Source organism: Hymenobacter edaphi (genome assembly GCF_003258365.1).
GTDB lineage: Bacteria > Bacteroidota > Bacteroidia > Cytophagales > Hymenobacteraceae > Solirubrum > Solirubrum edaphi.
On record NZ_QHKM01000001.1, the window covers coordinates 354213 to 377030 of the forward strand.

At 67.7% G+C, this 22818-nt stretch carries 19 protein-coding genes; 8 read left to right on the forward strand and 11 right to left on the reverse strand.

The window, feature by feature from the left end:
- Positions 1 to 71: 71 nt before the first annotated feature.
- The 7 genes from DLM85_RS01325 to DLM85_RS01355 form a co-directional block, all read right to left on the reverse strand.
- Complete coding sequence (locus tag DLM85_RS01325) at positions 72 to 260, reverse strand: PID-CTERM protein-sorting domain-containing protein (RefSeq protein ID WP_111476268.1); 189 nt, start codon at positions 258 to 260, stop codon at positions 72 to 74.
- A 15-nt stretch (positions 261 to 275) separates the two neighbouring features.
- Positions 276 to 3815, reverse strand: a complete 3540-nt coding sequence (locus DLM85_RS01330) for a LamG-like jellyroll fold domain-containing protein (protein ID WP_111476269.1) — start codon at positions 3813 to 3815, stop codon at positions 276 to 278.
- A 198-nt stretch (positions 3816 to 4013) separates the two neighbouring features.
- Positions 4014 to 4649 (reverse strand): NUDIX hydrolase, encoded by a 636-nt coding sequence (locus DLM85_RS01335; RefSeq protein ID WP_111476270.1) that lies wholly within the window; start codon positions 4647 to 4649, stop codon positions 4014 to 4016.
- Between the two features lie 208 nt (positions 4650 to 4857).
- Positions 4858 to 7107, reverse strand: a complete 2250-nt coding sequence (locus DLM85_RS01340; RefSeq protein WP_111476271.1) for a xanthine dehydrogenase family protein molybdopterin-binding subunit — start codon at positions 7105 to 7107, stop codon at positions 4858 to 4860.
- Positions 7108 to 7113: 6 nt separating this feature from the next.
- Positions 7114 to 8097 carry an FAD binding domain-containing protein gene (locus DLM85_RS01345; RefSeq protein ID WP_111476272.1) on the reverse strand — a complete coding sequence of 328 codons (984 nt, stop codon included), beginning with the start codon at positions 8095 to 8097 and terminating at the stop codon, positions 7114 to 7116.
- Between the two features lie 112 nt (positions 8098 to 8209).
- A complete protein-coding gene (locus DLM85_RS01350) occupies positions 8210 to 8848 on the reverse strand; it encodes a (2Fe-2S)-binding protein (protein ID WP_111476273.1) in 639 nt (212 codons plus the stop codon).
- A 174-nt stretch (positions 8849 to 9022) separates the two neighbouring features.
- Positions 9023 to 10363 carry a chloride channel protein gene (locus tag DLM85_RS01355; protein WP_207890939.1) on the reverse strand — a complete coding sequence of 447 codons (1341 nt, stop codon included), beginning with the start codon at positions 10361 to 10363 and terminating at the stop codon, positions 9023 to 9025.
- Positions 10364 to 10526: 163 nt separating this feature from the next.
- Between DLM85_RS01355 and DLM85_RS01360 the strand changes: the two genes are divergently transcribed.
- On the forward strand, positions 10527 to 11132 hold the full coding sequence (locus DLM85_RS01360; protein WP_111476274.1) for a nucleotidyltransferase family protein: 606 nt from the start codon (positions 10527 to 10529) through the stop codon (positions 11130 to 11132).
- A gap of 236 nt (positions 11133 to 11368) precedes the next feature.
- On the opposite strand, the gene DLM85_RS01365 is transcribed toward DLM85_RS01360, so the two are convergent.
- Complete coding sequence (locus DLM85_RS01365; protein ID WP_165821968.1) at positions 11369 to 12580, reverse strand: PAS domain-containing sensor histidine kinase; 1212 nt, start codon at positions 12578 to 12580, stop codon at positions 11369 to 11371.
- Positions 12581 to 13159: 579 nt separating this feature from the next.
- On the opposite strand from DLM85_RS01365, the gene DLM85_RS01370 reads away from it, so the two are divergent.
- The 3 genes from DLM85_RS01370 to DLM85_RS01380 all read left to right on the forward strand — a co-directional run bounded on the left by DLM85_RS01370 (position 13160) and on the right by DLM85_RS01380 (position 16064).
- Positions 13160 to 14584 (forward strand): MFS transporter, encoded by a 1425-nt coding sequence (locus DLM85_RS01370; RefSeq protein ID WP_111476276.1) that lies wholly within the window; start codon positions 13160 to 13162, stop codon positions 14582 to 14584.
- A 129-nt stretch (positions 14585 to 14713) separates the two neighbouring features.
- On the forward strand, positions 14714 to 15226 hold the full coding sequence (locus tag DLM85_RS01375; RefSeq protein WP_165821969.1) for a DinB family protein: 513 nt from the start codon (positions 14714 to 14716) through the stop codon (positions 15224 to 15226).
- 265 nt (positions 15227 to 15491) lie between these two features.
- Positions 15492 to 16064 (forward strand): hypothetical protein, encoded by a 573-nt coding sequence (locus DLM85_RS01380; RefSeq protein ID WP_133256833.1) that lies wholly within the window; start codon positions 15492 to 15494, stop codon positions 16062 to 16064.
- 60 nt (positions 16065 to 16124) lie between these two features.
- Here DLM85_RS01380 and DLM85_RS01385 read toward each other — a convergent pair whose 3' ends face one another.
- The 3 genes from DLM85_RS01385 to DLM85_RS01395 all read right to left on the reverse strand — a co-directional run bounded on the left by DLM85_RS01385 (position 16125) and on the right by DLM85_RS01395 (position 19159).
- A complete protein-coding gene (locus DLM85_RS01385) occupies positions 16125 to 17804 on the reverse strand; it encodes an amidohydrolase (RefSeq protein ID WP_111476279.1) in 1680 nt (559 codons plus the stop codon).
- 33 nt (positions 17805 to 17837) lie between these two features.
- Positions 17838 to 18266: a hypothetical protein gene (locus tag DLM85_RS01390; protein WP_111476280.1), complete on the reverse strand. Its 429-nt coding sequence runs from the start codon at positions 18264 to 18266 to the stop codon at positions 17838 to 17840.
- Between the two features lie 119 nt (positions 18267 to 18385).
- Positions 18386 to 19159 carry an AMP nucleosidase gene (locus DLM85_RS01395; protein ID WP_111476281.1) on the reverse strand — a complete coding sequence of 258 codons (774 nt, stop codon included), beginning with the start codon at positions 19157 to 19159 and terminating at the stop codon, positions 18386 to 18388.
- A 226-nt stretch (positions 19160 to 19385) separates the two neighbouring features.
- Here DLM85_RS01395 and DLM85_RS01400 point away from each other — a divergent pair, with 226 nt between their 5' ends.
- The 4 genes from DLM85_RS01400 (at position 19386) to DLM85_RS01415 (ending at position 22811) form a co-directional block, all read left to right on the forward strand.
- Complete coding sequence (locus tag DLM85_RS01400; protein ID WP_111477467.1) at positions 19386 to 19865, forward strand: type I restriction enzyme HsdR N-terminal domain-containing protein; 480 nt, start codon at positions 19386 to 19388, stop codon at positions 19863 to 19865.
- 3 nt (positions 19866 to 19868) lie between these two features.
- Positions 19869 to 20453: an archaemetzincin gene (locus tag DLM85_RS01405; RefSeq protein WP_207890940.1), complete on the forward strand. Its 585-nt coding sequence runs from the start codon at positions 19869 to 19871 to the stop codon at positions 20451 to 20453.
- A gap of 121 nt (positions 20454 to 20574) precedes the next feature.
- On the forward strand, positions 20575 to 22422 hold the full coding sequence (locus DLM85_RS01410; RefSeq protein ID WP_111476282.1) for a sensor histidine kinase: 1848 nt from the start codon (positions 20575 to 20577) through the stop codon (positions 22420 to 22422).
- A complete protein-coding gene (locus tag DLM85_RS01415) occupies positions 22419 to 22811 on the forward strand; it encodes a response regulator (RefSeq protein WP_111476283.1) in 393 nt (130 codons plus the stop codon). Before DLM85_RS01410 ends, DLM85_RS01415 begins: the two co-directional genes overlap by 4 nt.
- Positions 22812 to 22818: the final 7 nt, after the last annotated feature.

The following is a 22818-nucleotide window of genomic DNA, read 5'->3' on the forward strand; positions in this document are numbered from 1 at the left end:
CTGACGCTCGAAAACCAGGAAAGGCCACCCGAATACGAGTGGCCTTTCTTAGTTCAATCAATTTGTTTGGGTTAGCGACGCTTGCGCAGGCCGCTCAGGGCGTAGGCCGCGCCGCCGGCCAGCAGCAGCGAGACCCCGCCGTCGAGGGGCACGGCCGTGGGCTCGGCGGGGGTACCGGGCTCGGGGCCGCCCGAGCCCGGCGTCTGGGCGGAAGCACCCGCGGCGCAGCACAGCAGCAAAAGCAGCAGATTGCGTTTCATCGGCGGCCCAGCAGGTTAGTTCAGCACGAGTTTGCGAGTGAGCGTGCCGGCCGCCGTGCGCACCTGCACGGTGTACACGCCCGCGGGCAGCTGCTCCACCGACAGCGTGTGCTCCAGCAGGCGGCCGCTGAGCGGGGCCGTTTCGCGGCGCACCAGCTGGCCCAGGCCGTTGAGCAGGCGCAGCTCGGCCTGCCCGCCCGGCAGCCCCGCGGCCGACACCGTGACCGTGCGGCCCTGGGCCGGGTTGGGGAACACATTTAGCTCGGGGGCGGCGAGGCGGGCGTTTTGCGTCGAGGTCACGCGCTGGGCGTTCAGGTGCAGCACGAAGCGCGTGGTGCTGGCCCCACCGGCGAGCTGGGCGGCGTAGTCGCCCTGGCGCAGGTCGTGCCAGGTGCCGCTGAGACGGTCCTCCAGGTAGAGGCCGGCCGCGGCGGGGAAGTTCAGCAGCTGCCGGGCCGAAAAGGTGTAGGTGCCGGCGGCGGGCGCGTAGAGGCCCAGCGGCAGGTCGACGGGCTGGGTGCCGTCGGGCAGGCCCTGAATGCTCAGCGCATCAGTACCGGCCTGCTGGTAGAGCGAGGGCTGCTGGCCGCCGTTGAGCTGCACCTTCAGCGCGTCGTAGCGGCCGTCGAAGTTCAGCGTGGCGCCGGCCTGCTGGTACACGAAAAGCACGTCTTCGCGGGCCGCCGCGCCGGCGGCGTTCGGGGCCGTCAGCGCCAGCGCCAGCAGCGGGCGGGTTTCCTGGGTGCGGTTCAGGGCCGGGTTTTCTAGCGTGGTGACGCGCACGGTGTTGTTCAGCGCCAGGGTGGGCGTGCCGGTAGCGGCCCGCACGAAGAAGGCCTGGCCCATCGGAATCAGCTGGGCGCCGGGGGCACCCACGCCGTTGACGTAGCTCACGTAGCCGCCGGCGTAGGGGCCGGTGCTGCGGTACACGTAGGCCGCCGCGTTCATGCCGGCCGGGATGGTCACCAGCGTCCAGTCCAGGGGCGAGGGGTAGGGGTTGCCCACCAGGTTCCAGCCGGGGGCCGCCGCGCCGCGGGTCAGCGGAATGTTCACCGCGCCGTTGCCCAGCGTGCCCACGAAGTCCACCGTCTGCGGGGTGAGCTGCACGGTGTAGCCGCGGCCGGGCGTAAGCGCGTCGCCCAGGCTGCCCGGCGACTCCCAGCCGGTGTCGAAGGTATTGCCCGGGCCGGGCGTCAGGCGCTGCTCGTTGTAGCCGAACACGGTGGGGAAGGGCGTCACCGTGCTGGGGTTGGTGGCCGCGTTGTAGGCCGGGTTCACCACCGGGCTGAAGCTGCCGGTCGTCAGGTCGGCCACCGTCGAGCCGCTGACCGGCGCCGAGAAGTGGCGGTAGCCGGGGCCGGCGTTGAGCGCGGGGCTGATCCAGCGCTGCACCGTGGCCGGGCCCTGCACCACGCCGCCGTTGTTGTAGACGGAAGCCGTGCCGGAGCTGTTCGAGAGCAACGTCAGCGCCTGTCCGTTGACGTTCAGGTTGCCGTTGAGCGTCAGCAGGCCCTGCACCCGCAGCGGGGCCACCAGCCGGGCGCCGGCCGAGCCCACGCTCAGGTTGCCGAAGTCGGTGCCGAGGCCGCCGAGGTCGTTGGGCGTGGCGCCGAGCAGGCGCACGGTGCCGCCGGTCTGGTTGAAGAAGCCGCTGTTGGTAAACTGGCCCATCACCGAGAAGCTGCCGCCCGTGAGCGTGACGGTGCCGCCGCTCAGGATGGTGATACCGCCCACCGCGGCGTTGGCGCTGATGACGGGGTAGCGCGGCATGCCGGCCGGAATGGTGATGTTGTCGGCGGCCGTGGGTACCACGCCGCAGGCCCAGTTGGCCGCGTTGTTCCAGTCGGTGCTCACCGCCCCGCTCCAGCTGAACTGCCCGCCCACGTTCACCACCACGGTAGCTTCGGCAAAGCAGCCGCTGTTCACGTTGGTGGCCCGCACGCGGTAGGTGGTCGTGGCCGTCGGGTTCACCAGTACCGCGGCGCCAGTGGTGCTGCTGATATTGGTGACCGGTGTCCAGGTGTAGGCAATGCCCTGGCGGATGGTGGCCGAGTTGTTGATCCAGCTCGGCGTGGTGGCGCCGCTGCCCAGAGTGCCGTTGTTGGCGTTGGCCGTCTGGTCCACGAAGGCCGAGCCGTTGCCCTCGTCGAGGCGGTAGTAGGCCACCAAGCCGGGCTGGGTGCCGAGCACGGTCTTGTTGTAGTCGGCCTGCACCTGGGCCTCGGTGCGGGCCAGGTTCCACACGCGCACCTCGTCGAGCTGGCCGTTGTAGTACTCGCTGAAGCCAGGCTGGTTGCCCAGGGCCAGGACGTTGCTGTTGGTCGTTACGGTGCCGGTCAGGGCCTGGTCCAGCACCTTGGCCCCGTCGATGAAAATCTTCACCCGGCTGCCGTCGTAGCTGGCCGCCACGTGGTGCCAGCTGCCCTTGTAGGCCGTGTACGGGGTGGAAAATACCCGCCAGCTGCCGCCAACGTTCAGCCAGATGGCCAGGTCGTCCCAGCGCGTATCGGTGCGGGGGAATATGTAGCCGGTGTTGGCGCTGTTGCTCGATTTGCACACCACATCCTGCGTGGCGGCCCCCGTGCCCACCGGGTTGATCCAGGCCTCCATCGTCAGGGCCGAGGTCAGGTCCAGCGAGTTGCTGGCCGGCACGCTGGCCACATCGTCGGTGCCATCGAAGCGCAGGCCGCGGCCGGCTACCGAGGCGGTGCCGTTGGTGCCGGTGGCGGTGAGCGTGGTGGAGCCGCCCGAGCAGATGGTAGTGCTGCCCGCGGGCGAAATCGTCACCGACGGGGCCGTGTCGGCCATGATATTGAAGGGCGCCGAGGTGGCCGTGCAGCCCGCGTCGTTGGTCAGGCGCACCGAGTAGGCCCCGGTGGTCGTGATGTTGGAGAGGCCCGGCCCGTTGGCGCCAGTGACGCTGGCGGCCAGGTCCACGCCGTTGAGCTGCCACTGGTACGTCGCCGCCTCGTCCGAGAGGGCCACGGCGTCGATTTCGTTCCAGCCGGGCACGGCCGCCGAGTTGATGGCCAGGCGCACGTCGCGCACGGCAAAGGCAGTCAGCGGGAAGTTGATGTTCAGAATGCGCGAGTTGGCGCCGGCCGCGGCGGCCGTGGCGGTGTACACCGGCACCCAGGCGTTGGTCGAGGGGTTGCGCACAAACACCGTATCGATGGCGCCGGGGTTGTAGGTTTCCCAGATCAGGATGCGCTTGGCCGGCACCGGGTTGTCGAAGCGCAGCACCAGGTACTCGCGGGTGCCGTCGGCCGGGCCGCTGGCCCAGGTGCCGCTCAGGTCGCCGTATTGCGGGTACACGTTGGGGGCGCCCAGGGCCTGGGCGGCGGCCCAGCTGCTGTTGTTGTACTCCGAGCTGAAGCGCAGCATCGAGGCAGCGTAGCGCACCGGATTAGCCCCGAGCGTGGTGATGAGGCTCACCTGCCCGTTGCAGACGGAGGCGGCGCCGTTGGAGGTGACGGTGGGCGCGGGGCACTGCGCCAGGGCAGCCTGCGCGCCCCAGGTGCTCAGCAACCCAAGCAGTGGTAAGATTCGGTTCATGCAAAGCGTGCGGTTAGATGTTCACGATGGCCGCCCGCCGGCCGCGCACAGCGGACCCGGCAAAGCCTGCGCAAAGGACGTTGCCCGCCTTGCACTCAGCAATGACATGATTGGGTTTAGGCCACGCCGAGGCATCACATCATCATGTGATGAATGCGGCTTTCGTGGGCGCAGCTCCGGGCGCTGCAGGGCGCCGGCTCAGTCGCAGAGCGTGGGCAGCTCGGGCTGCCGGGCAAAGCGGAACATGGCCGCCAGCTGCGCCGCCGTGGCCCGCGCTTCCGACAGCGGCAGCGCGGGAATTTCGCTTTCGTGCACCCAGCGCACCTCGCCGGTTTCCAGGGTGTGGCTCTGGATGGCGCCGCCCACCACGCGGCACAGGATAAAGCACTTGTACACGTACCACGGCTCGACGGGGTGGCCGTGCAGCTTTTTATCGAAGAGGGCCAGCAGGCGCACGGCTTCCACCGCCAGTCCGGTTTCCTCGCGGGCTTCCTTCACGGCCACTTCCTTGGGCGTCAGGCCGATGTCGGCCCAGCCGCCGGGCAGGGTCCAGCGGTTGCCGTCCACTTTCTCCTGCACCATCAGCACCTCCTCGGTGCCCCGGAACACGACGGCCCGCACGTCGACTTTGGGCGTCTGGTAGCCGGTTTCGGTGGCGAAAAGCCGGGTGAGCTTGTCCACCGGCTCGTCGGTCAGGCGGTGCAGAATGTCCACGCTGACAGCGCGCAGCTGCTCGTAGCGCTCCGTGTCGTACACGTTCTGGCTGTACGTGAGCCCCGTTTGGGCAATAGCTTGCAGCTGCTGGGCAATGCCGAGCCAGTCGAGATTGGTCATCAAGGAGGTGCGCCGAATGGGGCTGCAGGGCAGAAGTGGCCTTGCAGAACAAAGAACGTCATGCCGGGCGTAGCCGAGGCATCTCGCGAGTTTGGTCCGGTAGTAAACTCCTCGTTGGACGAGAAGAATGTTAGCCAGCATCAGCCCGCGAGATGCTGCGACAAGCTCAGCATGACGTCCAATATAGTTACAGTCTTTTGCCGCGCTACTACGCCAGCAGCACCTTGTCGGGCGTGACGGGCAGTTCGCGCAGGCGCTTGCCGGTGGCGTTGAAGATGGCGTTGGTAATGGCCGGGGCCACGCCGATGATGGCAATTTCGCCGATGCCCTTGGTACCCAGCGGGTCCACCAGCAGGTCGGGCTTGTTGACGAAGAATACCTCCACCGGCGGCGCGTCGGCGTGCACCGGCACGTGGTAGCTGGCCAGGTCCCGGGTTACGTAGCGCCCGTACCGGTCGTCGATGACGGCGCCCTCCGTCAGGGCCATGCCGATGCCCCCGATGGCGCCGCCGCTCATCTGGCTGCCGGCCGTTTTCTGGTTGACGATGGTGCCCGCGTCGGCGCACGATACCATTTTGGTCACGCGCACCTCGCCGGTCATCGTGTGCACGCGCACCTCGGCGAAGTGCACCGAAAACGAGTACATGGAATAGTTCTGCCGCGCATCCCCGCTGGGCTTCGACTCGACGGTCACCTCCACGTCCTGCCCGTTGTTGGCCTTGCGCAGGTCGGCGAAGCTCAGGCGCGGGCCGCCGTTGGCCTTCAGCCCGAGCTGCCCGTCGGCCAGCGTGAGCTGCTCGGGCTGCACGTTGGCAAACGAGGCGCCGCCCAGCTCCTGCAGCTTCTTTTTCAGGGCCAGGCAGGCATCGTTCACGGCCGAGCCCACGGTGTTCACCGTGGAGGAGCCGCCCTGCGAGGGCGCCTGCGGAAACAGCGAGTTGCCCAGCTCGAAGCGAATCTTGTCGGTGGGCAGCCCCAGCGCGTCCGAGGCAATCTGCACCATGGCCGTGCCCGTGCCGGGGCCGATGTCGGTGGTGGCGCTTTGCAGCAGCACCGTGCCGTCGGCCAGCAGGGCGGCGCGGGCCTTGGCCGCGCCGCGGTTGGCCCCGAACGTGCCCACGCCCATGCCGTAACCGATCAGCCAGTCGCCCTCGCGCAGGGAGCCGGGCTTCATCTGCCGCTTGTTCCAGCCGATGCGCTCGGCCCCGGCCTGAAAGCACTCTTTCAGGTACTTGGTCGACCAGGGCCGGTTTTTCTCCGGGTCGGTGTCGGTGTGGTTGCGCAGGCGGAACTCCAGCGGGTCCATGCCAATCAGGTGGGCCATTTCGTCGATGGCCGACTCCAGGGCGAAGGCGCCGGTGGCCTCGCCCGGGCCGCGCATCCAGATGGGCGTGCTCACGTCGAGCCCCAGGATGCGGTAGCGCGTGGTCACGTTCGGCGCCGCGTACATCATGCGCGTCTGCTGCACCGTCGACTCGGTAAACTCCTCGTAGGTCGAGGTCTGGCCCACCGAATCGTGCGAGATGCCCACCAGCTTGCCGTCCTTGGTGGCGCCCATGGCTATGCGCTGCCAGGTTTTGGGCCGGTACCCCACCATCGTAAACATCTGCTCCCGGGTCAGCATGAGCTTGACGGGCTTGCCCGTGACCTTGGCGGCAATGATGGCGGCCGTTTCGTGGGGCCAGTTGTGCAGCCCGTTGCCGAAGGCCCCGCCCACGAAGGTGGCAATGACTTTCACGTTCTGCTCGGGCAGGCCCCAGTCCTTGGCAAACGCCCGCTGCGTGCCTTTCACCGCCTGCACCTTGTCGTACACCGTGAGCCGGTCCGCGGCCTCCCAGTGCGCAATGATGCTCTGCAGCTCCATCGGGTGGTGCATCTCCGACTCGTGCCAGTACTCGGCCTCCAGCTTCACCGGGGCCGACTGGTAGCCGTCGGCCTGCCCGCGGGTGTAGTCGTTTTGCGCCGATTTGGGGTTGCGCCGGGCCTGCGTGGGCAGGAAGCCCTTGCTCTTGTTGGCCTCGAAGTTGGTCTGGTGCGCCTCGGCCGCGTACTGCGCCTTCACCAGCCCGGCCGCGTGGCGGGCCCGCTCCAGCGTATCGGCCACCACGATGGCAATGGGCTGGTCGTTGAAGTAGATTCGCTCGTCGTAGAACACGCGCAGGGGCTGTCCGATGGCCGGCGGCTCGTCGGGGTTGCTCTTGGCCGCGAAGCCGGGCACCTTGGGCGAGTTCAGGTGGGTGATAACGGCCAGCACGCCCGGGGCCCGCTCGGCCGCCTTGGTATCGATGCTGGTGATGCGGCCCTTGGCCACGGTGCTGCCCACCAGGGCGCCGTGCACCAGGCCCGGCAGTTCGTACTCGGCCGAGTACTTGGCCCCGCCGGTTACTTTCAGGCGGCCGTCCACCCGGCTCATCCGGTCCCCCACGGCCTTGCCGTCTTGCAGAAGTTGGTCTTTCATCGGGGCTTAGGCTGCGCTTGCGGCGTTTTTCAGCGCCTGCACGATGGCGTTGGGCGCTAGTTTGAGCTTGTACTGGTTGTGCTTGAAGGCCTTGGCGCCCTGCATGGCCACGCGGGCCGCTTCCTGAAACGCGGCTTCCGTGGCCGGCTTGCCGATCAAACTTTTCTCCGCGTCGAGCAGGCGCCAGGGCTTGTGGGCCACCCCGCCCAGGGCCAGGCGGGCGTCCTTGATGGTCGTACCGTCGAGGCTGAGGGCGGCGGCCACCGACACCAGCGCGAAGGCGTAGCTGGCCCGCTCGCGCACTTTCAGGTAGTGCACGTGCCGGGTAAAGGCCGAATCGGGCACTTCCACGGCGGTTATCAGCTCGCCGGGCTCCAGGTTGGTGTCGCGCTCGGGCGTGTCGCCGGGCAGGCGGTGCAGGTCGCCGAAGGCCAGGCGCCGCTCGCCCTTGGGCCCGCTCACCAGCACCGTCGCGTCGAGGGCGGCCAGGGCCACGCTCATGTCGGAAGGGTGCACGGCAATGCACTTGTCGCTGAAGCCGAAGAGGGCGTGCATGCGGTTGATGCCCTCCAGGGCGCCGCAGCCCGAGCCCGGCTCCCGCTTGTTGCAGGGCAGGGCCGTGTCGTAGAAATAGGGGCAGCGGGTGCGCTGCAGCATGTTGCCGCCCACCGTGGCCATGTTGCGCAGCTGGGCTGAGGCACCGGCGTTCAGGGCCTGAGCCAGCAGCGGGGCCCGCTCCAGCACCTGCCGGTCCTCGGCCGTGGTGCTGTTCAGGGCCAGCGCCCCGATGCGCAGCCCGGTGCCCTGCCGCTCAATCCGGTCGAAGGGCAGGCGGTTGATGTCGATGAGCCGCTGCGGCGTCATCACCCCGCGCTTCATCAAATCGAGCAGGTTGGTGCCGCCGGCAATAAACTGGGCGTTGGCGTCGGCGGCGCGGGCATCGATGGCGGCCCTGGCCTTGGTGGCCCGCACGTACTGAAATGGGTTCATAATCCGCTACTGGTGGTAATTTGAGGAGAGTATAGCGCGAACTTTCAGTTCGCGTATCGCAGCCCATCGGTCGTCCGGAAGGCAGCAACGATGCGCGAACTAAACGTTCGGGCTACACTTTCTGCCCGCCGCTTCTCACTTCCTGGATGGCCGCCACGATGTTGGGGTAGGCGCCGCAGCGGCAGATATTGCCGCTCATGTACTCCTTGATTTCGCCCTCCGAGTTGGCGTGACCCTCGCGGATGCAGGCCACGGCCGACATGATCTGGCCCGGCGTGCAGTAGCCGCACTGAAAGCCGTCGTGCTTGATAAAGGCCTCCTGCATGGGGTGCAGCTTGTCGCCGTTGGCCAGGCCTTCGATGGTGGTGATTTTGCGGCCGTCCTGCATCACGGCCAGCGTCAGGCAGCTGTTCACGCGCTTGCCGTCGACGTGCACGGTGCAGGCCCCGCACTGCCCATAGTCGCAGCCCTTTTTGGTACCGGTCAGGTGCAGCTGCTCGCGCAGCAGGTCGAGCAGGGTGGTGCGCGGCTCCACCGAGAGCTTGTGTTTCACGCCGTTGACGTCCAGCTTCAGGGGCACCTGCTCGAAGGCGGCGGCCACTTTTTCGTCCAGCTCAGCCGCGGCGGCCCGCACCACAGCGCCCGGGGCCAGGGCCAGGGCCGTCAGCAGCGACGACTGCTTCAGGAAGGTGCGGCGGGCTTCGTTGTGGCCCGGGCAGTCCGGGGCCGGCTGGGGCTTCTCGTTTTCCATCGGTGCGTAGTAAAAGGGGCAGTAAAGGCAACGGCGCCGGCAAAGCTGACGGCCGCCGCCGGCTTTGGTTGCACGGCCGCAGAGGCGCGCCGCTGCCAAACCTTGCTCATACGCGCCCGCGCCCGTTTCGTTAGGCAAAGGCCCCGCGGTTCGCGCTACGACGCGGCCGGCCCGCTACCGCCGGCCGCGCAGCTGGCTCAGGCGGCGCCCGGCGTCGCGGCCCAGGCGCGGGTGCTTGGGTGTGCCCACCACCTGCGCCCCGTAGATGCCGTGGTGGCCCGAGGTCAGGTAAGCCACCACGCAGCCCAGGGCCAGGTAGGGCGCGGCGGGCAGCCCAAATAGCTCCAGCCCCATCAGCGTGCAGGCCAGCGGGGTGTTGGCCGCGCCGCTGAACACGGCCACGAAGCCCACGCCCGCCAGCAGGGCCACCGGCAGCGGCAGCACCGCGGCCAGCGCTGAGCCCAGCGCCGCCCCCATAAAAAACAGCGGCGTTACCTCGCCGCCCTTAAAGCCCGCGCCCAGCGTAAGCGAGGTCAGCAGCAGCTTCAGCCCGAAGCTGTACCCGGGCAGCGGTGCTTCGAACGCGGCCACGATGGTGGGCACGCCCAGGCCCAGGTAGCGCATCACCTCGGGGCCGATGACGAGGTAGAGCAGCCCGACCAGCGCCAGCAGCCCGGCCCCGCCCGCTGCCGGCCGCAGCGGCGGCCAGGCTATCAACCGGCCAAACCAGGCCTGCCAGGCGTGCAGCGCCGCCACGAAGCCCCGGGCCGTGAGGCCGCTCAGTAACCCCAGCAGCAGCGTGGCCGCCACTCCGGCCAGCGACAGCGCCGGCACTTCGGGCACCAGGTAATGGGTGTGGCCCACGCCCCAGGCCCGCGTCACCCAGTCGGCGCCGAAGGCGGCCAACAGGCTGGGCAGCAGCGCCTCGTAGCGCAGCCGCCCCACCCGAAAAACCTCCAGCCCGAACACGGCCCCGGCCAGCGGGGTGCCGAACACCGAGGCGAAGCCCGCGCTGATGCCGGCAATGAGCAGCAGGCGCCGCTCGCGCGGGCGGTGCAGGCGCAGGCCGCGCGGCAGCCAGCGGCTCAGCTGGTCGGCCAGGGCGCCGCCCAGCTGCACGGCCGTGCCCTCGCGGCCCGCCGAGCCGCCCACCAGGTGCGTGAGCAGGGTGCCCAGCAGCACCAGCGGGGCCATGCGCAGCGGCACCACGTCGCGGGGCTGGTGAATTTCCTCGATGAGCTGGTTATTGCCCCGCGCTACGCTCTGGCCGACATAGTGGTAGAGCAGCCCCACCAGCAGCCCGACCACGGGCAGCAGCCCGATCAGCCAGGGCTGCGCCTCGCGGGTGCGGGTTGCCGCGTCCAGCGCCACCAGGAAGCCCGCCGAGGCCGTGCCCGCCAGCGCGCTGACCAAGCCGCCGAGCAGCAGCCAGCGCAGCACGAATTGCAGCTGGGGCAGCGGCTCGGGCCAGGGGCGGCGGCGGGCGGCGGGAGTGGGGGCGGCGGAGGTAGTCAAGCGGCGAAACGGAGCAGTAGGCGCAAAAGTAGGGGAGTTGGGCGGGCCCGAAGCGGCCTTTCGGCGCCGCGTGCGTATGTAGTCCACTATTATTGCCGGGCCAAAGCACCCCGACCGCCTTCACCCGCCGGTTGGGGCGGCCCATCTTTCAGCGCCTCCTCGCATGACCACCCCGCCCATTCCCGCCGTGCTCCTCGCCGCCGGTGCCTCCACCCGCATGGGCCAGCCCAAGCAGCTGCTGCCCTACCAAGGCCGCACGCTGCTGCGCCGCGCCGCCGAAACCGCCCTGGTCGCCGGCTGCCAGCCGGTTATCATCGTCACCGGGGCCCTGCACCAGGAGCTGGCCGCTGAAGTAGCCGACCTGCCGGTGCGGCTGGTGCACAACGCCGTGTGGGAAGCCGGCCTGGGCACCTCCATCGGGGTGGGCGTGCAGGCCGTGGAAGACGCCGCCCCCGAGGCGGCGGCCGTGCTCGTCATGCTCACCGATCAGCCTCTCGTCACCGCCGCGCTGCTGCGCGAGCTGCTGCACGCGTGGCAGCAGAGCGGGCTGCCCGTGGCCACCGGCTACGCCGCCACCGTGGGCGTGCCCGCCGTGTTTGGGCGCCTGGTGTGGCCGCAGCTGCTGGCCCTGCCCGCCGCCGCCGGCGCCAAGCTGCTGCTGCAGCGCCTCGGCGACGAGCTGGCCGTGGTGCCCTTCCCCGCCGCCGCCCTCGACGTGGACACGCCCGAGCAGTACCAGCAGCTGCTAGGGGAGGCGCCCGAGGTATAACCCTGGTTTGGTCAGGCTTCGGCAAATGCCCTGAGCCCGTTACGCAAGCCTCTTGACGGTGCGGAGTCGTTGAGCGGCCCCAGACGCCAACGCGCGAACCGTAGGAAGGCGTAGCGAGTACGCGTCGCGATGCCCCGTCCCCGGTCCGCCAACGGCCATGGCGCCGGGTGTCAGCCGGGCATGCTCTCGGTCGGTTGCGGACTGGCGGCCTCCGGACGCCGCGCAAGCACCCGACGCTACGCCAGCTCGATAAAGAAGGAGGTGCCCTGCTGCTCCTGGCTTTCCAGCCAGATGGCCCCGCCGTGCAGCTCCACGATCTGGCGGGCGATGAAGAGGCCCAGCCCGGTGGTGGTTTCGCCGTGCAGGCCGGCGCGGCGGGTAGGGTTGAACTTGTCGAACAGCTGGGCGTGGAGCTTGCCGGGAATGCCGATGCCGGTGTCCCGGACCATAAAACGGGGTTTGCCCTTCTCCAGGCGCAGGCCCAGGGTCACGGTGCCCCCGGCCGGGGTAAACTTCAGGGCGTTGGCGAGCAGATTGCCTATCACCCGGCCGAACTTGTCGGGGTGCAGGCGGACGTGCACCGGCTCGGCCGGCAGGTCCAGCACTAGGTTTATTCCCTTGGTGCGCGCCTCCAACTGGTGCAGCTCGGCCTGCGCCGCCAGGTACGCGTGCAGGTCGGTGGGGCGCTTTTCGAGGCCGTTCTGGTCCAGGTCACCCACGTAGAGCACGTCGTCGAGCAGGCTGCGGGCGCGGAAGCAGGCCGCCTGGATAAGGTCCAGGTAATGCACCATCTCGGGCGGGGGCGGCCCCTGCCCGCTGCGGCTGCTGACTTCGCGCTGCAGCAGGTCGGCGAGCAGCTCGATCTGGGCGATGGGGCCCTTCAGGTCGTGGGTGGCCAGCTGCAGGATGGTTTCCTGGGCGTCGTATACGCGCTTAAGCGAGGCTTCCAGGCTCTTGCGCTCGGAAATGTCTTCCAGGATGGTATAGCCCAGCTCGGCCCCGTCGTCGGGGAAGAGCACGGAGTGTACCTGGCACCAGAAGGAGGACCCGTCGGCGCGCACCAGGCAGGTTTCGAGCGAGAAGGCCGGCAGCTTGTGCTGCCACAGGCGCGTTTGCAGTTCCTGCCAGTCGGCGCAGTGGCTGGGGTGAGCAAACTCCAGGATTTTGCGCCCGACAAGCTCGGCGGGCTGCTCGTAGCCGAGCATGTTCACCACGGCCTGGTTGACCTGGCGAATGGTCAGGTCCGGGGTGATGATTTTCTGGCCGAGCGGGGCATTTTCGAACACGGTCCGAAAACGGGCCTGGCTTTGGGCATACTGATCGGGCTGCGCCGGGGGCTCCGGAGCCGCGGCGAGCTGGGCGCGCAATTCGCCGATTTCCACGCGTAAGGCGTCGTTTTCCGCCTGAAGCGAAGGTTCGGGGTCGGCGGCAGGGGACGGATGGGGCATGGGCGCAGGACGAGGGTACCGGCTATACGGGCTGCCCACCAAAACAACCGGCCGCGGGCAACCCCATTTTGGTACTTGCATCCCGCGACAAGCCCAATGGCGTAACCGGCTATAGAACCCTCTGTCCGTAAGGTGATTCGAAAGGCTTGGGGCAGGACCGCCCTCGCCCCCCGCGCGCCGCCCCGGTGTCCTGTTTTGGGACCGGCCCCGGACGTAATCAGCCCCCCAGCGCGGCCAAACGGCCATTCCTATCGTCTGCCCCGGAGGACAGGTTGTCCGGAAAAACTGCCGACGAGCCTGCCGCTACCCGCAGGCCCGTTATTTTTGGCACCCGCCGCCTGGCGGGCCTGTGGAGAGGCATAGTTGCTGCTCCTCGTCCGCGCCGCCCGGACCGCCCGGGCCTAGATCGTTCAATGACCAGACGCCGGGTTGCGTCTCTACGCCCTGATTCTGGGCCAAAACCGCTGCCGCTTCGCGGCGACGGGACACCAACTTCACGCATTTGCCAACTCGTGAACCACCGCCTGCCCCGATTCTGCGTAGTTTGCCCGTTGCCAACCCTCACCCCCCACGAGCTACATGACCACTGCCGCCGCGCCCGCCGCCGACTCGGGCTTTGAAAGCGTACCCAAGGACGACAAGCGCATCACCCGCGGCTGGACGTTCTACGACTGGGCCAACTCCGTCTACCCACTGGTCATCACCAGCTCGATCTTCCCCATTTACTGGGGCTCGGTCACCAAGGAGCTGAGCCCGGAAACCGATGTGGTGCGCTTTCTGGGCTTTGAGGTGCCCGGCTCCTCGCTGCTGACCTACGCCATTTCGGCCGCCTTCCTGCTCATTGCCCTGGTCAGCCCCTTCCTCACGGCCCTGGCCGACTACTCGGGCCGCAAGAAGCTGTTCATGCAGATATTCTGCTACCTCGGGGCCATTTCCTGCGCCGCGCTGTACTGGTTCGACAAGTCCACGCTGGTCGTATCCACGTTCATTTTCATTGCCGCCACGGTGGGCTTCTCGGGCTCCATCGTGTTCTACAACAGCTACCTGCCCGTCATCAGCTCCGAGGAAAAGTACGACTCGCTGTCGGCCCGGGGCTTTTCCATGGGCTACATCGGCTCGGTGCTGCTGCTGGTCATCTGCCTGGCGCTCATCATGGGCCACGAAACCTTCGGGCTCGAAACCGGGCAGGCCACCCGCATCGGCTTTTTGCTGACGGGCATCTGGTGGGCCGGCTTCGCCCAGATTCCCTTCGCCACCCTGCCCAAGGACCCCGGCCGGGCCGCCGGCGCCGCCACCTCCGACGCGGGCTGGGTGCTCAACGGCTTCCACGAGCTGGGCAAGGTGTGGGCGCAGCTCAAGCACCTGCCCAACCTCAAGCGCTTTCTGCTGGCCTACTTCACCTACAACATGGGCGTGCAGACGGTGATGTACGTGGCCACCATCTTCGGCGACAAGGAGCTGCACCTGGAAAGCACCGCCCTGATTACCACCATTCTGCTGCTGCAGCTGGTGGGCATTCTGGGCGCCTGGCTGTTTGCCAAGCTCTCCGAGCGCATCGGCAACACCCGCGCCCTGAGCTGGGCGGTGTTTATCTGGATGCTGATTTGCGTGGCGGGGTATTTCGTGCAGGCGGGCTGGTCGTTTTACGCCCTGGCTTCCGTCATCGGCCTCACCATGGGCGCCATCCAGAGCCTGTCGCGCAGCACCTATTCCAAGATTATTCCCGAAAACACGCCCAACACGGCCGCCTTCTTCAGCTTCTTCGACGTGACGGAGAAGCTCAGCATCGTGATTGGCACGGCCGTGTTTGGCCTCATTGCCCAGATTACCGGCTCGATGCGCAACAGCATCCTCTCGCTCATCGTGTTCTTCATCCTGGGCCTGCTGTTCCTGCTCACGCTGCGCGGCAAGAAGCTGCGCGACCAGGTGCCCACCGGCGACGCCGACGTGCTGGCCCCGCCGCCGGCCACGCCCAACATCGGGATGCCGGCCTCGGTGAAGTAAACCCTTCGATTGCAACGAAAAAGCCCCGCGACAAGAATGTCGCGGGGCTTTTTCGTTATTCCCGCCGTACTTGCGCCCGCCATGCGCCCCGCCCGGGGCGGGTGGCTGAACGTCCTTTCCCCTTTCCCCATGAGCACCGTTACCGAACAACCCACCCTGCAAACGGCCTTCGCCGCCGAGCTGAAGCAGGAGCTGTACCTGACCCGGCGCCTGCTGGAGCGCGTGCCCACCGCGCAGTTCGACTGGCGCCCGCATCCCAAGTCCATGCCCATTGGCAAGCTGGCCTGGCACATGGCCAACCTGACGGCCTTCCTCGAACTCTCGTTGCAGGGCCCGGAAACCGACATGACCACCGTGCAGTGGCCCACCGCCGCCACCACCACCGACGAGCTGCTGAGCCGCTTCGACGTCACCGCGGCCAGCGTGCAGCAAGCCGTAGCGGCAGTGGAGGACGAGCAATTGCACGGCCCCTGGACCATGCGCGTCGGCGAGCGGGTGGTGGGAACCATGCCCCGCACCCGCGTGCTGCGCACCCTGGTGCTCAACCACCTGATTCACCACCGCGGGCAGCTCTCCGTGTACCTGCGCCTGCTCGACATCCCGGTGCCCAGCATCTACGGCCCCTCCGCCGACGAGCAGTAGAGCGGGCTACCGAGTACCCCGTTGACAAGCGCAATACCCGGCCGGGAATCCACGTTCCAGCCGGGTATTGCTTTGTTGTTCCCGCATGTTGTCTCGTTTCACTTGCCGCTTCCGGGCAGCTGGGCTTCTCGTAGGGCTATGGCTGCTGACCGCTGCGCCCGCCCGGGCTCAGGAACCGATTTTCTATAATTCCGACGAAACCCGCTACCGGTACCCGACGCCGGAGTACTTGGCCTACGTGGTGGCGGGCCTGCAGCAACCGGCTTTGCGCACCCTGCCGGCTCCGCCGCGCGACCTGAGCTTTGGCCTGCTGCTCAACGCCGACGGCAGCATTCGGGACGTGGTGCTTAACAGCCCGGTGCCGGAGCCGCAGGCCACTACGCTCAAAACCTTGCTGCGCCAGGGGCCCGCCCAGCCACCGTACCGCTACAAGGGGCAGCCGGTGCCCACCGTCATTCCCGTAGCGCTGGACTGGGCGAAGGCGCTGACCATTTCGGCCGCAGCACCCGAACAGGTAGAGACGGTACGGCTGACCTCGGTGGTGCAGCTGGGCAGCCCGGCCGGTGGCGTGTTTCTGCAGGAGGCCGCCCTGAAACCGCTGCGTCGGCGGCTGGTCAAGGACCTGGCAGGTCAGGCCCTGCAACTGGAACTGGGCTTGAACAAGCGCGGGCAGGTCGAGCTGTGGCAGGCACTCAACATTACCGATCCGGCACTGGCGGCAGAAGTCAGCAGGCGGCTAATGGCGGTAGTGCGTAGTGCAGGAGGAAGTGGCATTGCGCTGCAGTTTGGCAAGGTCAAGTACGTCAGCCGACAGCTGTATTTCTGGCCTTTGCCCTAGAGCTGGCATACCGCAACCGAAGAATCGGATTTTGGCGCTTTGGGAACAGTGCCGGCCGGGCTATTTCGCCCCAAACACCTTTTCCCCCTGAATAAAAGTGCCGAGCACCTTGGCGTCGCGCAGCTGCGCGGCCGGGGCGGTCATGATGTCGCGGTCCAGAATAACGAAATCGGCCCACTTGCCGGGGGTGAGCGTGCCTTTCTTATCGTCTTCGAAGGCAGCCCAGGCGGCCCACTCGGTCATGCCGCGCAGGGCCTGCTGGCGGGTGAGGGCGTTTTCGGGCTGAAAGCCGCCTTTGGGGAAGTTCTTGCTGTCCTGCCGGGCCACGGCGGCGTGAAAGCCGAACAGCGGGTTTAGGTACTCCACCGGGAAGTCGGAGCCCAGGGCCAGGCGGCCGGTGGCGCGCAGCAGATCCTGGTAGGCGTAGGCCATTTTCAGACGCTCCGGGCCCAGCCGCTCGCCGGCCCAGTACATGTCGGAGGTGGCGTGGGTGGGCTGCACCGAGGGCACGATGCCGTAGCGGGCAAACTTGGCCACGTCGGGGCGGCTGACCACCTGGGCGTGCTCGATGCGCCAGCGCCGGTCCGTCTGCCCGCGCAGCACCTCGCCGTAGATGTCGAGCAGCAGGCGGTTGGCCGAGTCGCCGATGGCGTGGGTGTTCATCTGGAAGGGGCTGGCCGCCAGCCGCTGGGCCAAGGCGCGGTACTCCTGCACCGAGGAAAGCAGAAAGCCCGTCTGCTTGGGCCGGTCGGCGTACGGGTGCAGCAGGCAGGCCCCGCGGGAGCCCAGCGCCCCGTCGGCATACACCTTGAAGGAGTTGACGGTAAGCCGGTCGGTGCGGGTAGGGCCTTGCTTAAGGTAGTACCGCACGTTGGCCGGCGAGGCACTGATCATGGCATCGAGGCGCAACTTAAGCTTGCCGGCCCGTTGCAGTGAATCAATGCGCTGAATCTGGGCGGGCTCCAGGCCGGCGTCGGCGAGGCTGGTCAGGCCCAGGGCCAGGCACTCCTGCTGGGCCTGCATGAGCAGCTTGCCGGCTTCGGCGGGCGTGGGCTCCGGAATCTTGGCCGACACCAGATCCACCGCGTTGTCGACCAGCAACCCCGTCAGGCGGCCCTGGGCGTCCTTTTCCAGCACGCCGCCGCTGATGGGCGTGCGGGCCGTCACGCCGGCCAGGTCCAGCGCCTTCTGGTTGACCAGCGCCGCGTGCCCGTCGATGCGGATGAGGAACACCGGCACGTCCGGGAACTGCCGGTCCAGCGAGTCTTTGGTGGGGAACTGCTTGGTGGCCCAGTCGTTCTGGTCCCAGCCGCGGCCCGTCAGCCACCGGGCCTGCGGGTACTGCCGGCGCTGGGCGCGCAACTTCTGCAGCACGTCGTTCCAGGAAGTAGTGCCCACCAGCACGGCGTCGCGCAGGCCCAGGGCGTAGCGGTAGAAGTGGCAGTGCGCGTCGTAGAAGCCGGGGTATATGAACTTGCCCCGGGCGTCGACTTCCGCCTGGCCCTGGTAGCGCCGCCGAGCCTCGGCGGCGCTGCCCACAAACACCACGCGGCCGTTTTGCACGGCCAGGGCCTCGGCCTTGCTGAAGGTGGAATCGACGGGGTAAACGGTGGCGTTGTAGACCAGCAAATCGGCGGGTTGCCGGGCGCTGGGGCAGGCCGTGAGGCCCAGGAGCAGGGCGGGAAGGGCGGCCGGCAGCCAGAGCTGGCGCAGCCGCGGCAGGCGGAGCGGGCGAATCATGCGGCGAAGGTACTGCCCCGCCTGATTTGCCGCCTAGGCCACCGCCGCGTCGTGGCTGGCGCAGAGCTGCAGCCAGCGGCGGGCCTCGGCTTCGCTGGTGAAGCGGGCCAGCTGGTAGGGGCGCCGGTCGTAGTGCGAGAGGTCGGCAATGCGCAGGTCGGCCAGGGCGCCGGCCAGCTGGTGCGGCGCCATGAGCAGGGCCAGGTAGGTGATGCCGCCGAGGGTGGCCGGCAGCTGCGGCAAAAACTCCTCGCGCATCCACTGCACGTCGCCGGCGTCGAGGCCCACGCGGCGCGGGGAGGTGTCAATCAGCCAGTAGCGGCACAGGTGCTTGGTGGCTACGTCGAGCAGGCGGGCGTAGCCGCGGCCCAGCTCGAAGGGCATCACCATGCGCTGCCAGCGGCCGGTGAGCACACCGGTTTCGGCGTCGTAGTTGACGGTGAGGTAGTCGGACGTGGGCATGAGCAGGCTGACGAGAGAACGGCAAAAATAGCAAGACCCCGGCAATTTTGCCGAGGTCTTGCGGTAAATCAGCCAACAAAAACCGCGTTCAGTACCACGCGGCTCCGGCAGGCGCGGGCCTATTCGAAGCGCATGTGCTTCACCGATTCGCCCGAGTTTTTCAGCTCCAGCAAGGACTCAATGCCGATCTGCAGGTGCGAGGTAACGTAATCGGAGGTGACTTTCTTGTCGCTTTCGGCCGTTTTCACGCCCTCCGGCGTCATCGGCTCGTCCGACACCAGCAGCAGGGCGCCGTGGGGAATTTCGTTGGCGAAGCCCACCACGAAGATGGTAGCCGTTTCCATGTCCACGGCCATGGCCCGGATCTGGCGCAGGTAGTCCTTGAAGCCCTCGTCGTGCTCCCACACGCGGCGGTTGGTGGTGTACACCGTGCCCGTCCAGTAGTCCTTCTCGTGCTTCTTGATCATCGACGACACGGCCCGCTGCAGGCGGAAGGAGGGCAGGGCCGGAATTTCCGGGGGCAGGTAGTCATCCGACGTACCCTCGCCGCGGATGGCGGCGATGGGCAGGATCAGGTCGCCCACGCGGGTGTTGTGCTTCAGGCCGCCGCACTTGCCCAGAAACAGGGCCGCCTTGGGCTTGATGGCCGAGAGCAGGTCCATCACGGTGGCGGCCATGGCCGAGCCCATGCCGAAGTTGATGATGGTGATGCCATTGGCCGTGGCCGTCTGCATGGGCTTGTCGAGCCCGCGAATCGGCACGCCGAACTGCTGGGCAAACATTTCCACGTAGTTGATGAAGTTGGTCAGCAGGATGTACTGGCCAAACTCCTCCAGCGGCACGCCCGTGTAGCGTGGCAGCCAGTTCTTGACGATGTCTGGTTTGGTTTTCATGTATTGTGGGAAGGGGTCTTGGCTAAATTGTTGGATTGTTGCATTGTTAAATTGTTGACTAGTTGAAGTTTAGGTGCGGGCTTACAGAACAGCCAGCAATTTGACAATTCAACAATGAAGCAATGCTAATTGGGTACAAAAAAACCGTCGTGCATGTGCTGAACGACGGCTCTGCGAAGCGAAAAGCGGGTGCAGGAGCCTGACTTGTGCCGTACCTTTGGAGGTGATGCAAGCGTTGAACCTGCCGCCTTTCGCCCACAAACTTACGCAATCCGGCGCAAATCTGCTGATCTGGGACGCGCTGCGCCGCCGCCACGTGGTGTGCACGCCCGAGGAATGGGTGCGCCAGCACGTGGTCCATTACCTGGTGGAGCACCTGGGCTACCCCCGCGGCCTGCTCAGCCTGGAGCGCGGCCACACCTACAACACCCGCCGCAAGCGTACCGACCTGCACGCCCTCGGCCCCGACGGCCAGCCCCTGCTGCTGGTGGAGTGCAAAGCCGCCGCGGTGCCGCTGACGCCGGCCGTGACCATGCAGATTGCCACCTACAACCAGACCGTGGGCGCCCCGCTGATGCTGGTGACCAACGGCGTGCAGCACTACTGCTGGCGCGTGCACCCGCTGGCGCGCACCACCCAGGCCCTCACGTTCATTCCCACCTACGCCGAAGCCTTGGAGCTGCTGGCCGTGGCCCGGCCGCAGTAACCCATGCTGGTTCGGCTGCTGCTCACGGCGCTGCTGCTCGGCGCGGCCACGGGGTGCCGGCGCGGCCCCGAGGTGGTGTACCTCACCGCTTTCGAGGGCGTAACGCCGGCGCAAGTGACAATGGTCCAACGCGCTATCGGTGCGTTTTACGGCCGGTCGGTGCGCCTGCTGCCTGTGCAGCGCCACCGCCCGGCTAGCCTCTGCCCGGTGCGCCACCGCCACCGCGCCCGCCTGGTGTTGGAGCAGCTACAGGCGCTGCTGCCCGACAGCACCGACGGCAAAATCCTGGCGCTGACGACCCGGGACGTGGAAATCGAGGAGGGGCCGCGGCGGCCGCACTGGGGCGTGTTCGGGCTGGCCAATGAGCTGGGCGGCAATGCCGGCGTGGTGTCCACCTTCCGCCTGCAGGGCCGCGCCGACCGCCTGCGCAAAGTCAGCCTGCACGAAATCGGCCACCTGCTGAGCCTGCCGCACTGCCGCTCGGGCCTGGCTACCTGCGTGATGCAGGACGCCCGCGGCCGGGGCGCCACCGTCGACCGCACGCGGGCGCGGCTCTGCGCCGACTGCCGGGCCCGGCTGGCGTGGTAGGGTGCCGGATTGGTACCGAACCACGGACCGGCGGGATTATTTTGTGCCCAGCGGAGGCCAATCAGCGCCAAAATCGGCTACCTTCCGGCTAGGTGCCGCCGCAACCACTGCACCCCCGCTTATGGTCGAAAGCGACGTCACTCCCCTCGGGGCGCCACCGGCCGCCCTGGTTTACCTCAACGGCCAGGGCGAATTCGTGCACGGCAACGAGGCTTTTGCGGCCCTGACCGGCCATTTGCCAGCCGGCCTGCCCGGGCAATCGTTGCTGGCACTGGTCGAGCCCGCGGCGGCCGCGGCCGCACTGCCGGTGCTGCGCCGCGGCCTCGGCGGCGAAACGCTGACCTGCGAAGTGCCCCTGCGCACGGCGGCCGGCCGCTACGAGCGGTTTGCCCTCACCATGTTTCCGCTGCACCCCACGGCCGCGGCCGGCACCGGGGCCCTGGTGCGCCCGGCCGGCGCGCTGCCCGCGGCGGCCGTGCAGGAGCGCGAAAAGCAGCTCTCCATCATCTTCGAAACCATTGCCGACGTGATTTTCGTGCTGAAGGTGGAAGGCTCCGGCCAGTACCGCTTTCAGTTCGTGAACCACGCCTTCACGCGCATCACCGGGCTCAGCCCCGAGCTGGTGGTGGGCAAGCTGGTGACCGAGGTCATTCCCGAACCCTCGCTGAGCCTGGTATTGGGTCATTACCAGCAGGCCGTGCAAACCGGCCAACCCGTACGCTGGGTCGAAACCTCGGACTACCCCTCGGGCCGGGTGGTGGGCGAGGTGAGCGTGAAACCCGTGTTCGACGCCCGCGGGCAGTGCAGCCAGCTGGTGGGCGTAGTGCACGACCTAACCGAGCAGCAGCAGGCCGAGCACGCCCTGCGCGACAGCAACGAGCGGTTTCGCTACGCCCTCAAGGCCACCACCGACGCGCTCTACGACTGGGACGTGGCCGCCGACACGCTTTTCTGGGGCGAAGGCTTCGAGGAGTTGTTTGGCTACCACCTCGCCCAAAACCCGACGCCCTTCCACCAGTGGTCGGGGCACGTACACCCCGAGGATGCGCCGCGCACCGTCGACGACCTGCGCCACACGGCCCTGCACACCGCGCGCACCCGCTGGCAGCAGGAATACCGCTTTCAGCGCGCCGACGGCAGCTGGGCCGCCGTGTTCGACCGCGGCTACCTGCTGCGCGACGCCGCGGGGCAAGCCGTACGCATGATCGGGGCCATGCAGGATATTTCGGAGCGCAAGGAGGCCGAGCGGCGGCAGCAGCAGCTGGCCCAGGAGCTGTTTCAGCACAACGCCGACCTGCAGCAGTTCACCTACGTCGTGTCGCACAACCTGCGCGCTCCGCTGGCCAACGCCACGGGCTTTGCCGGGCTGCTGAGCCGCCTGCAGCCCGGCGCGCCCGAGTTCGGGCAGGCCATCGAGCACCTGCACACCAGCCTGCGCCGCGTCGATGAGGTGCTGCGCGACCTGAACACCATCCTGTCGGTGCGGGGCCAGGCCCTGCTGGCCGAGCCCGAGCCCGTGGCGCTGACCGACGTGCTGGGCGAAGTCACCGATCTGCTGGTGGAAGACCTGGCCAACTGCGGCGGCGAAATCCACAACGAGCTGCCGGCCGGCCTGCGCGTGCTGGGCCGCCGGGCCTACTTCCACAGCATCTTCTACAACCTGCTGGCCAACGCCATCAAGTACCGGGCACCGCAGCGCGCCCTGCGCGTGATTATCAGCGCCGAGCCGCCCGCCGAGGACTTCGTCACGCTCCGCGTGGCCGACAACGGCGCCGGCTTCGACGCCGGCCGGACCGGCACCGACGCTTTTCAGCTCTACCAGCGCTTCAACAAGGCGGTGCCCGGCCGGGGCATCGGCCTGTTTTTGGTGAAAGCGCACACCGAATCGATGGGCGGCCGCGTGACCGTAGTGAGCCAAGTCGGTCAGGGTACTACCTTTACGTTGCAGTTCCGCTTGCCCGCCGCATGACGATTTATTTGATCGACGACGACTCCCTGGGTAATTACCTGACCGAAGCCTTGCTGAGGCTGGAAAACTTTGCCAGCCAGATTCGCACCTACGAATCGGCCGAGGACGCGCTGGTGGAGCTGCTGCGGGCCCCCGTGCCGCCCCGCGTCATCTTCTTGGACCTGAACATGCCCGTGATGAGCGGCTGGGACTTTCTCGAAGCTCTGGCGCCCCACCGCCCCCGCCTGCTGGGCCAGTGCCACATCTACATCCTCACCTCGTCCCTGGCGTTGTCGGACATGGAGAAGGCGCGCACCTACGACCTGGTGAGCGGCCTCATCCACAAGCCCATCGACCGGGAGGAAATCCGCGCCATTCAGGCCGAGCTGACCGCCGAAGACCACAGCTAAAGCTAAA